11 protein-coding genes and 1 pseudogene are annotated in these 12,277 nt (G+C 65.6%); 6 read left to right on the forward strand and 6 right to left on the reverse strand.

Annotation, left to right across the window (positions count from 1 at the left end; all coding sequences use genetic code 11):
* Nucleotides 1-39: 39 nt before the first annotated feature.
* On the reverse strand, nt 40-1,125 hold the full coding sequence (locus tag KUV62_RS12460; protein ID WP_222604037.1) for a TRAP transporter substrate-binding protein: 1,086 nt from the start codon (nt 1,123-1,125) through the stop codon (nt 40-42).
* A gap of 231 nt (nt 1,126-1,356) precedes the next feature.
* On the opposite strand from KUV62_RS12460, the gene KUV62_RS12465 reads away from it, so the two are divergent.
* Together KUV62_RS12465 and KUV62_RS12470 are read left to right on the forward strand one after the other, a co-directional pair.
* Nucleotides 1,357-2,778 carry a cache domain-containing protein gene (locus KUV62_RS12465; protein WP_222604038.1) on the forward strand — a complete coding sequence of 474 codons (1,422 nt, stop codon included), beginning with the start codon at nt 1,357-1,359 and terminating at the stop codon, nt 2,776-2,778.
* Nucleotides 2,775-3,419, forward strand: coding sequence for a response regulator transcription factor (locus KUV62_RS12470; protein ID WP_222604039.1), 645 nt, complete (start codon nt 2,775-2,777; stop codon nt 3,417-3,419). Before KUV62_RS12465 ends, KUV62_RS12470 begins: the two co-directional genes overlap by 4 nt.
* A 51-nt stretch (nt 3,420-3,470) precedes the next feature.
* Here the strand turns inward: KUV62_RS12470 and KUV62_RS12475 are convergent, their stop codons facing one another.
* Entirely contained in the window at nt 3,471-3,686 is a 216-nt protein-coding gene (locus KUV62_RS12475; RefSeq protein ID WP_222604040.1) for a hypothetical protein, read from the reverse strand.
* A 756-nt stretch (nt 3,687-4,442) separates the two neighbouring features.
* On the opposite strand from KUV62_RS12475, the gene KUV62_RS12480 reads away from it, so the two are divergent.
* Nucleotides 4,443-6,197 (forward strand): acetolactate synthase 3 large subunit, encoded by a 1,755-nt coding sequence (locus KUV62_RS12480; RefSeq protein ID WP_222604041.1) that lies wholly within the window; start codon nt 4,443-4,445, stop codon nt 6,195-6,197.
* Between the two features lie 112 nt (nt 6,198-6,309).
* Nucleotides 6,310-6,873, forward strand: coding sequence for an acetolactate synthase small subunit (gene ilvN, locus KUV62_RS12485; protein WP_222604042.1), 564 nt, complete (start codon nt 6,310-6,312; stop codon nt 6,871-6,873).
* 184 nt (nt 6,874-7,057) lie between these two features.
* On the opposite strand, the gene KUV62_RS12490 is transcribed toward ilvN, so the two are convergent.
* On the reverse strand, nt 7,058-7,429 hold the full coding sequence (locus KUV62_RS12490; RefSeq protein ID WP_222604043.1) for a hypothetical protein: 372 nt from the start codon (nt 7,427-7,429) through the stop codon (nt 7,058-7,060).
* Between the two features lie 253 nt (nt 7,430-7,682).
* On the opposite strand from KUV62_RS12490, the pseudogene KUV62_RS22815 reads away from it, so the two are divergent.
* Together KUV62_RS22815 and KUV62_RS22820 are read left to right on the forward strand one after the other, a co-directional pair.
* Nucleotides 7,683-7,871: pseudogene (locus KUV62_RS22815) on the forward strand (helix-turn-helix domain-containing protein); the annotation flags it as partial.
* Between the two features lie 102 nt (nt 7,872-7,973).
* On the forward strand, nt 7,974-8,480 hold the full coding sequence (locus KUV62_RS22820; RefSeq protein WP_315901586.1) for an XRE family transcriptional regulator: 507 nt from the start codon (nt 7,974-7,976) through the stop codon (nt 8,478-8,480).
* 28 nt (nt 8,481-8,508) lie between these two features.
* Here the strand turns inward: KUV62_RS22820 and KUV62_RS12500 are convergent, their stop codons facing one another.
* The 3 genes from KUV62_RS12500 to prfB all read right to left on the reverse strand — a co-directional run bounded on the left by KUV62_RS12500 (nt 8,509) and on the right by prfB (nt 12,172).
* The gene (locus KUV62_RS12500) at nt 8,509-9,315 is read right to left on the reverse strand and encodes a DUF2189 domain-containing protein (protein WP_222604045.1); all 807 of its coding nucleotides are present in this window, start codon (nt 9,313-9,315) and stop codon (nt 8,509-8,511) included.
* Between the two features lie 96 nt (nt 9,316-9,411).
* The gene (locus KUV62_RS12505; RefSeq protein WP_222604046.1) at nt 9,412-10,980 is read right to left on the reverse strand and encodes a phospholipase D family protein; all 1,569 of its coding nucleotides are present in this window, start codon (nt 10,978-10,980) and stop codon (nt 9,412-9,414) included.
* A gap of 70 nt (nt 10,981-11,050) precedes the next feature.
* Entirely contained in the window at nt 11,051-12,172 is a 1,122-nt protein-coding gene (prfB, locus tag KUV62_RS12510) for a peptide chain release factor 2 (RefSeq protein ID WP_222604047.1), read from the reverse strand.
* Nucleotides 12,173-12,277: the final 105 nt, after the last annotated feature.

Here is a 12,277-nt window from a genome sequence, read left to right on the forward strand (position 1 = left end):
CGCCGGAAGCGGGAGCGCCGATCATGCCTAAGCGTGGTCTCAGAGACCCATGACGCGGTTACGCTGGGCCGAGAACGCGCCTTCGGAGCGGCTGCCCCAGTTGGCCGAGCTCTGCAGCGACGCCATGTAGCTGTCGTAGGTCTGCTTGTAGAGCTCGTCGCCCATCGGCTCTTCCATGACCTCTTTCGCGGCGGCGCCGAAGGCATCCCAGACGCTGTCGGGGAATTCCATCAGCTTCACGCCGCCGGACTGCAGGCGCTGCAGTGCGGCCGAGTTGTTGGCCATGAACAGCGACATGCTCCAGAGGTTGGACGCGCGTGCGACCTGGCTCACGATGTTCTGCTGACCCGGAGTCAGGCTCTCGAAGACCTCGAGGTTCATCGTCAGGTTCAGGTTCGGACCCGGCTCGTGGAAGCCCGCGGTGTAGTAGATCTTGGTGATCTCCTGGAAGCCGGCCTTCTCGTCGGCCCACGGACCGATCCACTCGGTGCCGTCGATCGCGCCGGAGGACAGCGCCTGGTACACTTCCGCGCCCGGCAGGTTCTGCACCGAGGCGCCGAGCTTGCCCAGCACCTGGCCGCCCTGGCCCGGCATGCGGAACTTGAGGCCCTGGAAATCTTCCGGTGAGCCGATCTCCTTGGAGAACCAGCCACCCGACTGCGGGCCGGTGTTGCCGGCCGGGAAGGCCTTGAGGCCGAAGATCGAGTAGAGCTCGTCGCAGAGCTCGCGGCCGCCATCGTGGTAGAACCAGTTGGCGTATTCCATGAAGTTCATGCCGAAGGGCACCTGGCTGAAGAAGCTCAGAGCCGGGTGCTGGCCGAGGAAGTAGTAGTCCACGCCGTGGTACATGTCGGCCTGACCGGCGGAGACCGCATCGAACACCTCGAAGGCGCCCACGAGTTCACCGGCGGCCTTCAGCTCGACGGTCAGCTCGCCATCGGTGGCGGCGGTGATCTGGTCGGCACAGTACTGTGCGCTGTCGTGAACACCGGCGAGGCCGCGGCCCCAGGTGGTCACGAGGGTGAGGGTGCGCTTGCCCTGGGCAACGGCCGGAGCGGCAAGTGCGGTCGCGGCAGCGGCAGCGCCACCGGCAGTGGTGGCCCTCAGAAAGGAACGACGATCCATGAATATCCTCCCATGGTATTGTTGCGCGCACCGCTCCTCCGGCACGCGCGGATCGTTTGAGTGGCGCCACACTAGATCGTGAAAACCCCCGCGAAAATACCCATTGCTACGGAGAACGGCAGCATTCTTGCGCAAAAGCCCTGTAAAACAGCGGGTTTGAAACCCGCTGCCGTTGGGGAAGCGGCTACTTTCGTGGTTTGATCCGGGGCGAATCACCGACTATCGGAAACCATGCCCACGATTCTCGATCGCCTGCGCCCCAGCTACGGGCAGAAACTCTTCCTGCTGGCCTCGGTGCCGCTGATCCTCGCCGCGGCGGCGATCGCGGCGGTGGTGGCGTGGCAGTCGCGCGCCGTGGCCGAGCGCGAGATCCGCGCCCTCGAGACCCAGCTGATCGAGACCAAGAAGCAGGAGCTGCGCAACTACGTCACGCAGGCGCGCAACGGCTTCTATTTCATCTACGGCGTCGCCCGCCCCGACGACGAGGAGGCCAAGACCCGCGTCGCGCAGATCCTCGCGGCGATGATCTACGGCGAGGACGGCTCGTTCTTCGTCTACGATTACGACGGCACCAACCTGGTCTCGCCGCGCCGCACCTCGATGATCGGCAAGGACTGGTCGGGCCTGACCGACAGCGAGGGCACCCCGATCACCGACCGGCTGATCGAGATCGCCCGCCAGGGCTCGGGCTATCACACATATCTCTGGCCCAAGCCCTCGACCGGCGAGGAGGCACGGATGATCACCTTCGTGCTGGGCTTCCAGGACTGGCAATGGGCGGTGGGAACCGGCGTGTGGATCGACGACATTGTCGAGGAGGTGGCGCTGGCGCGCGCTGGGGTCGAGGCGCGGGTGCAGCGCACCTTCCTCTATATCGGGGCGATCACGCTGATCGCGCTGCTCACCGTGTTTCTCTCGGGGCTGATGATGAACCTGCGCGAGCGGCGGCTGGCGGATGCCAAGCTCAAGGAGCTGACGCAGCGGGTGTTCGACGCGCAGGAGGAAGAGCGCGGCCGGGTGGCGCGAGAGCTGCACGATGGCATCAGCCAGATCCTCGTGGGAGTGAAATACGCGCTCGATATCGCGCGCCGGCGGCTTGTCACGGGCGACGAGCGCGCCGAGCAGGCGCTGGAGCGCGGCCAGGAGAACCTCTCGGGCGCGATCCAGGAGGTGCGCCGGATCAGCCGCGACCTGCGGCCCGGCATGCTCGACGATCTTGGCCTCGGCCCTGCCCTGCGCGCGCTGACCGAGGATTTCCACGCCCGCACCGGCATCGAGACCAGCTTCGAGACGGTGGTGTTCCGCAACCGCATCGACCAGGAGGGCCGCATCGCGCTCTACCGCATCGCGCAGGAGGCGCTGACCAATATCGAGCGCCATTCCGGCGCCACGCGGGTCGAGATGGACCTGCGCGGCCACCGCCGTGGCGCCACGCTGCGGGTCTCCGACAATGGCTGCGGGATTTCTCCCGAAAACACCGTCGGGCGCCCGGGAATCGGGCTGCGCAACATGCAGGAGCGCATGGATCAGCTCGGCGGCACCCTGCGCGTCTTGTCCTCGCGGGCGGGCACGGTTATCGAAGCCCAGATCCCCCTGTCCCACCTGCTGCCGCCAGAAGAGGCCGCCGCCAATCCGCCGAGGGCACGCGCATGACCCGTCCCACCCGTGTTGTCATCGTCGACGATCACCCGCTCGTGGCCGAAGGCATCGAGGCCATTCTCGAAAGCTACGACGATATCGAGGTCGCGGCGACGCTGTCGGGCGGTCAGGAGGTCATCGACCGTCTCGAGGCGCTGGCCCCCGATGTCATCCTGATGGATCTCAACATGCCGGGGCTGAACGGGCTGTCGGCCACCGAGATGATCCTCGAGCAGCGCCCCGAGACGCGGATCCTCGTTCTCTCGATGCATGACACCCCGGAATACATCTCGAACGCGCTCGGCCACGGTGCGATGGGCTACGTGCTGAAGGATGTCCCCACCGAGGAGATCAAGCGCGCCATCGATGCGGTGATGTCGGGTGAGCGCTATCTCTGCACCGGCGCCGAGGGCGCGCTGCGCCCGGTCATGTCGGGCGGGCGCGAGCAGCTCACCAACCGCGAGCAGACGGTTCTGCTGCAGCTGGCGCAGGGCAAGTCGAACAAGGAAGTGGCACAGGCACTGGATATCTCGGTGCGGACGGTCGAGACCCATCGCAAGAACATCAAGCGCAAGCTCGGGATCAGCTCGACCGCCGGGCTCACGCGCTACGCGCTGGAGCATGGCGTGCTGCAGGGCACTGGGGTGAATGTCTGAGACAGGACGGCGGGCCGGCCGGCTGCGGCCCGACGGATCATTGATCGCGGATCAGATCAGCGGGCCGGCCTTTGTGTCGGCGGCGTCCGAGGTGGCGATCGCCGGGATCACTTGCGGGTGAGCCTGTACGTCGCGCGCGACCTCGCCCTCGTCGATCTTCAGGCTGCCCATCAGATGCGCCAGCGCCAGCAGTGCCACCAGAACGCCGGCACGGATCATCGTGAAATCACGACCCGAGTTCAGGCGGTTAGCACAATAAAATGCCATTTCACTCTCCCTTCGGCGAAATTGAACTGCTCCGTTCAGCATGCCGGGAAACTATGTTTCACGCAATTCACGAAGCCGCGCGGAGCGGTGAGCGCGACACTGGGTCACGCTTGCGGCGACAGGGGCGAGCCCGGGCCCGACCGGACCGTTCCCCTCGCGCTGACGGTGATGCCCGCCCCGCCTCGTCGGGCCGCGGATCGGCTTGGCAACTGCAGGGTCTCAGGGCGAGCCCGGCCAGATCCGAAGCCCCTCGAAGCAGCGCGCCCGGCATCGACTTCCCGCGCCACGCCATGTCTGAGCGGCCGTCTGCGGCCTTGCTTGGCGCCGTCGGCGGACAGCACTTCGGACAGACGAGAATCCCCGTCGCACCGGGCGTGGTTTCGGCCCCGGCCGCGCGGGACCGAGGCGCGCTCCCGGACCCGCAAAAAGGGTGAACCTTGCTGCCCCATTTCGTTCGGGCGCGAATTTCTTTCCGAAAATGTCCCAAAAACACCCCCGGAAGCAACTTACGCAAAAACAATCTCGCCGGATCGTCGTTTTTTGCGGCTTTGCGTGGTTGACGCCCCCTCCCCATGCTCCTAAGGTCCCGCGGCGCAATGAAGGAGTCCACAGCGTGGATCGTCTGGTACTTATTGTAGGAAAATGGCGCATGGGCCGGTAACTCGGAACCATAATGGTCCCCCATGCGCCCCCGAAATCCTCGGGGGCTTTTTTATGCGCAAGACACATGAATGACGTCGTAAACGGAGACACGCGATGACACGTCAGATGACCGGAGCGAAAATGGTGGTTCAGGCCCTCAAGGATCAGGGTGTGGACACGGTATTCGGCTATCCCGGCGGCGCCGTTCTACCGATTTATGACGAGATCTTTCAGCAGAACGACATCCAGCACATCCTCGTCCGCCACGAGCAGGCCGCGGTGCACGCCGCCGAAGGCTATGCCCGCTCGACCGGCAAGGTCGGCGTGGCGCTGGTGACCTCGGGCCCCGGTGCGACCAATGCGGTCACCGGACTCACCGATGCGCTGATGGACTCGATCCCGATCGTGGTTCTCTCGGGCCAGGTTCCGACCTTCATGATCGGCTCCGATGCCTTCCAGGAGGCCGACACCGTCGGCATCACGCGCCCCTGCACCAAGCACAACTGGCTGGTGAAGGACACGGCGGACCTGTCCTCGGTGATCCACCAGGCGTTCCACGTCGCGGCCTCCGGCCGCCCCGGCCCGGTGCTGATCGACATCCCCAAGGACGTGCAGTTCGCCAGCAGCGAGTACACGCCGAAGCCCAAGGCGCCGGTCGGCCACTACCAGCCGCAGGTCAAGGGCGACATGGAAACCATCACCGCGCTGGTCGAGGCCATCGAGACCGCCGAGCGTCCGATCTTCTACACCGGCGGCGGCGTGATCAATTCCGGCCCGGCGGCAAGCCAGCTCCTGCGCGAGCTGGTCGAGGCCACCGGCATTCCGATCACCTCGACCCTGATGGGGCTCGGCGCCTACCCGGCCTCGGGCAAGAACTGGCTCGGCATGCTCGGCATGCACGGTCTCTACGAGGCCAATCTCGCGATGCATGGCTGCGACCTGATGATCAACATCGGCGCCCGCTTCGACGACCGCATCACCGGCCGGCTCGACGCGTTCTCGCCGAAGTCGAAGAAGGCGCATATCGACATCGATCCGTCCTCGATCAACAAGGTCATCAAGACCGACCTGCCGATCGTCGGCGATGTCGGCCACGTGCTCGAGGACATGCTCAAGGTGTGGAAGGCGCGCGGCCGCAAGGTCAACCGCGAGGCGCTGGCCAAGTGGTGGCGCCAGATCGACGAGTGGAAGCAGGTCAAGTGCCTGACCTACAAGAACTCCGAGACCACGATCAAACCGCAATACGCGCTCGAGCGCCTCGAGGCGCTGACCAAGGGCCGGGATCGCTACATCACCACCGAGGTCGGCCAGCACCAGATGTGGGCGGCGCAGTTCCTCGGCTTCGAGGATCCCAACCGCTGGATGACCTCCGGCGGCCTCGGCACCATGGGCTACGGCTTCCCCTCCTCGGTGGGCGTGCAGGTCGCGCACCCGGAGGCGCTGGTGATCAACGTCGCGGGTGAGGCCTCGTGGCTGATGAACATGCAGGAGATGGGCACCGCGGTGCAGTATCGCCTGCCGGTGAAGCAGTTCATCCTCAACAACGAGCGTCTGGGCATGGTGCGCCAGTGGCAGCAGCTGCTGCATGGCGAGCGCTATTCCTCGAGCTGGTCGGAGGCGCTTCCGGATTTCGTCAAGCTCGCCGAGGCCTTCGGGGCCAAGGGCATCATCTGCAAGGATCCCGCCGATCTCGACGACGCGATCATGGAGATGCTGAACCATGACGGGCCGGTGATCTTCGACTGCCTCGTCGAGAAGCACGAGAACTGCTTCCCGATGATCCCGTCGGGCGAGCCGCATAACAAGATGCTGCTGGGCGACGCCAAGGCCACCAACGCCATCGCCGGCAAGGGCGCCGTTCTGGTCTGACGACCGCTGCGACCGGGAAGAATTTTCCTCCGAAAATTCTTCCTGCTCCCCCCTGCTCTACCCGGAGGATTTTCGGACGAAAATTCTCTGACCCGACCGGAAAGGAAAGACCATGTCCGCGCTACAGATCAAGAAGGGCTCGTCCAAGCACTCGGCCTACAACCTGCGCCCGACCTTCTCGGACGTGCAGGAAGCGCACACCATCACCGTGCTGGTCGAGAACGAGCCGGGCGTGCTGGCGCGCGTCATCGGCCTGTTCTCGGGCCGCGGCTACAACATCGACAGCCTGACCGTGGCCGAGGTCGACCACGAAGGCCACCTGTCGCGGATCACCATCGTCACCACCGGCACGCCGCAGGTGATCGAGCAGATCAAGGCCCAGCTCGGCCGCATCGTCTCGGTGCGCGACGTGCATGACCTGACCGCCGAGGGCAGCTCGGTCGAGCGCGAACTGGCGCTGATGAAGGTCAATGGCAGCGGCGACAAGCGCGTCGAGGCGCTGCGCCTGGCCGACATCTTCCGCGCCCAGGTCGTCGACTCGACGCTCGAGAGCTTCATCTTCCAGCTCACCGGCGCCCCCGACAAGATCGACGCCTTCGCCGACCTGATGCGCCCGCTGGGGCTCGTCCAGGTGGCCCGCACCGGCGTCGCGGCGCTGTCGCGCGGCACCAGCTGAGCCGCCCGCCCTTCAACGAGCAAGCCTGACACGGCCCGGGACGCAGCACGCGCGTCCCGGGCCTTTTTCTTGGCCCCTCGCCGAAGCACAGGGTGCCGAAAAGGAAAAACGCCCGATCTTCGGGGATCGGGCGTTTCAGCGTGAGTGTGGGTGTAGTGTCGTGTGAGTGGTCGCCGCTTGTAATTCAGCCTGCGTGGATCGCGGGAATGGCCCCGCGGGAAGAAGAGGCATTGCGACCCCTGAATGGGATCACATTCCCGGTCTCGTTGGGCACCGTCGGGCCGGTGTTTCGGGATGCATCAGCGTGGCGAAGCGCCTGTGCGAGACCGGGATAGTGATTCTGCGCCAGCCGTCGGGGATTGTGAGCCAGGCGCAGGTTCTCCTCCTGCTTGAGATCGAATTCGATGAGATCTCCCTCGTCGAGCGACACGCCGTCATGAACGCTCGCCTCGGTGTCGTGATAGAGGGCGAGGTCTCCGTGATCCTCGCACCAAATGACAGCTTTCTGATCAGTGTGATCGGCCCAGAGGACAACCCCGTACATCGTCTGCGACATTTTCACGTTCCCAACAATTCGATGTGAAACAAGGTGAAGCATTTCCGTGTCACAGCACATTCCGCGAAACGTGTCTCTGGGTTGCATTTTGTGACGAATAATATAATTCTTGATGCGAAGCAGCGTCACCTCTGATGCTACTTGGCGTCATTTGGGAATTTTGTGTGTGATTTCGCCCATTTGACGCCAAGGTTTAGCCACAATCTCCCGGCCCTTGGCGACAATCCGGATACAAATTGAGTCACTTAGAGACATGAACCAGCGGAGTCCGGCCGAATTACGCAGTGTCTTTGGCGCGAATCTGCGTCAACTGGGTCAAACTGCAGAATCGGTCTCGCAACTATGCCGCGATTTGGGGATCAATAGAACTCAATTTAACCGGTATCTTGCCGGGGAGAGTTTCCCACGTCCAGATGTTCTTCACCGGATCTGCTCATTCTTTGGTGTCGATGCCAGAATACTGCTCGAACCGGTCGGTGACATCGGCAGCGACCCGAAGGGATTGCTGCATCATCCCTATATCGGAGACTTTGTCGGCGGCGGTTTGGTCATTCCAATTCCGGAAGAGGATTTTCCCTCCGGCTTCTATCGCTTCTCGCGCGCCGCCTTCACCGATCCCGACAGCTTCATCGTCGGGCTGGTGCAGATCACCCGGCGCGACAATTTCGCCTTCCTGCGCGGTTTCGAGCCCAAGGCCGCGATGGAGATGCACGGCATGTCCACCGACGCGCAGACCCGCGAATTCCGCGGGCTGGTGATGCCGCAAGCGGAGGGGCTCGCGATTCTCGTCAGCCGGCGCGACTCGGTGACCAGCTCGTTCAATTATCTCGCGCGGGTGCCGGCGCTGGCCAAGATCTACTGGGTCGGCTACACGCTGCGGACCACGCCCGAGAGCCCGACCACACGGCGCGCCGCCCGTCTGGTCTATGAATATCTCGGGCACGACACGCACCAGATCCTCGCCACGGCCCGCTCCGCCGGCTATGTCACCGAGGACAAGCTCCCCACCTTCCACCGCAAGCAGCTGCGCATCGGCGAACCCTTCGTCTGACATCGTGTGACTGCGACGCGGCTTCGCGTCAGGCCGCCACGATCCCCGACGCCGCCTCCGGCGCGGCGCCGGCCTTGATCAGGTCGTAGAGATGCCAGGTGGCATGCCCCAGCAGCGGCAGAACCAGGAACAGGCCCAGGAAGCCCGGCAGCATGGCGAGAAAGGTTGCCGCCGCGATGAAGGCCGCCCAGGCGAACATCACCACCGGGTGCGACAGCACGTATTGGAAGGAGGTGATCATCGCGGTCACGAAATCCACCTCCCGGTCGAGCAGCAGCGGCAGCGCCAGCACGGTGATCATGTAAAGCAGCGCCGCGAAGCCCGCCCCCACCACCGAGCCCACACCCAGCATCGTCAGCCCTTCCGCGCTCAGGTAGATGTCGAAGCTCGACGAGACATTGGTCATCACCGACAGTCCGAGGAACAGCGCGAAGATCATGTGCGCGAGGAAGAACCAGAACAGGAAGACGATCACGATCACCGCGCAGATCGACGGCAGCTGGCGCTTCGACTGGCGCAGGATGACGCTGAAGATCTGCATCCAGTCCATCGGCAGACCGCGCTCGAGCCGGCGGCTGACCTCGTAGAAGCCGACCGCCGCGAAGGGCCCCAGCAGCGGAAAGCCGATCGCCGCCAGAACCAGCCAGTAGCTCTGCCCGGTGGCCCAGGTGATCCAGCTCATCAGCAGCCCGGCGAGCACGTAGAAGCCCGCGAACACCAGCGCAAAGCCCGGCGCCCGCATCATGTCGCGCGCACCGCGCCGCAGCGCCTCGCCAAGCGTGGCGAAACTCACCTCTCCTAGCGGCGGCACGCCGTGCTCCGGTGTCTCGCTCATGACGCTCCTCCCCTGATGCGACCTCTCCTCCGGCTCGGAGTGTAACCCCGAACCCGCCGACGCGCGCAAGATCTTTGCGCGGAGTCGCTGCGTGCCTCAGAGCTGGCCGCCGATCGGCAGCAGCGTGTAGAGCCGGCTCAAGAGCGCCCGCCAGTGCGAGACGAAGGGCTCGCCGCGATACTCGACCAGCGTCTGCGCATCGCGCCGCTCCTGCCAGCGCAGCGTACCCTCGTCATCGAGCCTCACCCGGTAGGCGCTTTCCTGAAGGTGCTGCTGGAACAGCGTCGCCGCCTCGCCGGCGAGCGGCGGGCTGTCGATCAGGATACCCATCTCGGTATTGATGAAGACCGAGCGCGGATCCCAGTTGAACGAGCCCACGAAGAGATAGCGGCGATCGACCACGAAGGCCTTGGTGTGCAGCGACGATTGCGTCTCCTCGAGCCCAAGCCGCAGGCGATCGGCGCGGGCGCTGTCGGCGCGCAGCTCCCAGAGGTCGACACCGCGCTGCAGGAGCGGCGTGCGCCAGAGCGCGTAATGGCCATAGACCGACAGCACGTCGGTGGAATCCATCGAGTTGGTCAGCACCGTCACGTCGACACCGCGTTGGGCGAGCCCCCCGAGCAGCGCCACCCCGCGATTGCGCGGCACGAAATAGGCCGATGAGACGAAGAGCTCGCGCTCCGCGCCGGTCAGGTAGGGCAGGATCTGCCCGCTGACCGTCTGGCTGCCACGGGCCTTGCGGCTGGATTTCTCCACCGGGTCGGCGATCAGCCGGGCCGGCACCCAGACGAGCTGCGCCCCGCCCTCCGGAAGCCAATCACGGCGACCTGCCGCGAGAGCCGCGCCGAAGGGCGTGCGCAGCGCCGCGTCCATGCGCGCCTCCAGCGCCTCGCGGGCCTCCGCAAGCGCGATGCCCCGGTCCGAAACCGCCCCCACCGGCACCGCCTTGGCGCTGTTCCAGTAGGCGTCGAACTGCGCCGAGACCTGCGCCGCCAGCGGCCCCGCCGCCAGCAGGTCGAGATCGGTGTAGTTGCTCTCGTCCTTGGCGGCGAAATACTCGTCGCCGATGTTGCGCCCGCCGACCAGCGTGACGACGTTGTCGAAGGTCATCGACTTGTTGTGCATGCGCCGGTTCACCCTGAGGAACTCGAGCGCGGTCACCACCGGGCGCGCCAGCCCGCGCGGGAACGGGTTGAACAGCCGGATCTGCACCTTGGGATGGCGCGCCAGCGCGGCGAGAGCATCGTCATAGGCCGCCGCGTCCATGTCATCGAGCAGCAGCCGCACCCGCACGCCACGATCCGCCGCCCGCATCAGCTGGCCGAGGAAGAGATGGCCGGAGGGGTCGTCATGCAAGAGGTAATACTGCGCATCGATGCTGCGCTCGGCGCGCTGCGTCAGACCGAGCCTGAGCGCCAACGCGGTGGGGCCATCGCTCACCAGCGCCACGCCCGAGCGCCCGTCGCCGGGATCGCCAAGCGCCCGCACCCGCCGTGCCAGCAGCGTGGTACCGGTGACGGCCTCCGCGAAGGCCACGCTGTCCTGTCTGGAATACTCGGAACGCCAGGGCGCGGCGCAAGCCGAGAGCAGCGTCAGGGCCAGAAGCCCGGCCGCGATGGCCTTGCGGCGCCCTGCCCCGCAACACTCCCTGTCTGCTGCCCGCATCGCCCTGCCCCCGGTGTTTTCCGGCAAGCCTAGCGGCGGGCCCGCGGGGCGGCAAGCGCCCCGCCTGGGCTCAGCCGGTCTGCGCGTCGGCGCGGCTCTTGCCCGCCGCCTTCTGCGCCAGCGTCGCCGCCATAAACGGATCGAGATCGCCGTCGAGCACCCCTTGGGTGTCGGAGGTCTCGTGGCTGGTACGCAGGTCCTTCACCATCTGGTAGGGCTGCAGCACGTAGGAGCGGATCTGGTTGCCCCAGCCGGCATCGCCCTTGGCCTCGTGCTGGGCGTTGATCTCGGCGTTGCGGCGGTCGAGCTCCATCTGGTAGAGCCGCGATTTCAGCGCCTTCATGGCGATGTCGCGGTTCTGGTGCTGCGATTTCTCCGAGCTGGTCACCACGATGCCGGTCGGCATGTGGGTGATCCGCACCGCCGAGTCGGTGGTGTTGACGTGTTGGCCGCCGGCGCCCGAGGAACGGTAGGTGTCGACGCGGATGTCGGAGGGGTTCACGTCGATCTCGATATTGTCGTCGACCACCGGGTAGACCCAGACCGAGGCAAAGGAGGTCTCGCGCGTGCCCTTGCCGAAGGGCGAGATCCGCACCAACCGGTGCACGCCGCTCTCGGATTTCAGCCAGCCATAGGCATTGGGCCCGGAGATCTTGTAGGCCACCGACTTGATGCCCGCCTCGGCGCCCGCTTCCTCCGATTGCAGCTCGACCTCGTAGCCGCGCTTCTCGGCCCAGCGCACATACATGCGCTGCAGCATCTGCGCCCAGTCGCAGGCCTCGGTGCCGCCGGCGCCGGCATTGATCTCGAGGAAGGTGTCGTTGCCGTCGGCCTCGCCGTCGAGCAGCGCCTCGAGCTCCTTCTGACCGGCCTTCTCGGCCAGCGCCTTGAGCGCGGCCTCGGCCTCGCCCACGACCTCGTCATCCTCTTCCATCTCGCCGAGCTCGATCAGCTCGACATTGTCCGACAGCTCCTGCTTGATCGAACTGTAGGTCTCCATCGCGTCGACGAGGAACTGGCGGTCGCGCATCAGCTTCTGCGCCGCTTGCGGATCGTCCCAGAGGTTGGGATCCTCGACCCGGGCATTGAACTCCTCGAGCCGGTGCGGCGCGGTCTCCCAGTCAAGCCGCTGGCCCAACAGGTCGAGCGACTTCTCGATCTTGTCGACGGTCTTCTGGGTCTCGGCACGCATGGCGATCTCACTTCGGGAAAACTGTGGTCAGGGGGACATAGACCAGCGCCGCCTCCCCTTCAAGCGCCCGCCTCATCTCGGCCCGGCGCGCCTGCCGCCGCCCCG

The organism is Salipiger bermudensis (assembly GCF_019801965.1).
Taxonomy (GTDB): Bacteria; Pseudomonadota; Alphaproteobacteria; order Rhodobacterales; family Rhodobacteraceae; genus Salipiger; species Salipiger bermudensis_A.

Excerpts from the sequence above, each read along its gene's own strand:
- KUV62_RS12460 (WP_222604037.1), bottom strand. The coding sequence starts at position 1,125 with ATGGATCGTCGTTCCTTTCTGAGGGCCACCACTGCCGGTGGCGCTGCC.
- KUV62_RS12490 (WP_222604043.1), bottom strand. The coding sequence starts at position 7,429 with ATGTCGCAGACGATGTACGGGGTTGTCCTCTGGGCCGATCACACTGAT.
- KUV62_RS12500 (WP_222604045.1), bottom strand. The coding sequence starts at position 9,315 with ATGAGCGAGACACCGGAGCACGGCGTGCCGCCGCTAGGAGAGGTGAGT.
- prfB (WP_222604047.1), bottom strand. The coding sequence starts at position 12,172 with ATGCGTGCCGAGACCCAGAAGACCGTCGACAAGATCGAGAAGTCGCTC.
- KUV62_RS12465 (WP_222604038.1), top strand. The coding sequence starts at position 1,357 with ATGCCCACGATTCTCGATCGCCTGCGCCCCAGCTACGGGCAGAAACTC.
- KUV62_RS12480 (WP_222604041.1), top strand. The coding sequence starts at position 4,443 with ATGACACGTCAGATGACCGGAGCGAAAATGGTGGTTCAGGCCCTCAAG.
- ilvN (WP_222604042.1), top strand. The coding sequence starts at position 6,310 with ATGTCCGCGCTACAGATCAAGAAGGGCTCGTCCAAGCACTCGGCCTAC.
- KUV62_RS12475 (WP_222604040.1), bottom strand. The coding sequence starts at position 3,686 with ATGGCATTTTATTGTGCTAACCGCCTGAACTCGGGTCGTGATTTCACG.
- KUV62_RS12470 (WP_222604039.1), top strand. The coding sequence starts at position 2,775 with ATGACCCGTCCCACCCGTGTTGTCATCGTCGACGATCACCCGCTCGTG.
- KUV62_RS12505 (WP_222604046.1), bottom strand. The coding sequence starts at position 10,980 with ATGCGGGCAGCAGACAGGGAGTGTTGCGGGGCAGGGCGCCGCAAGGCC.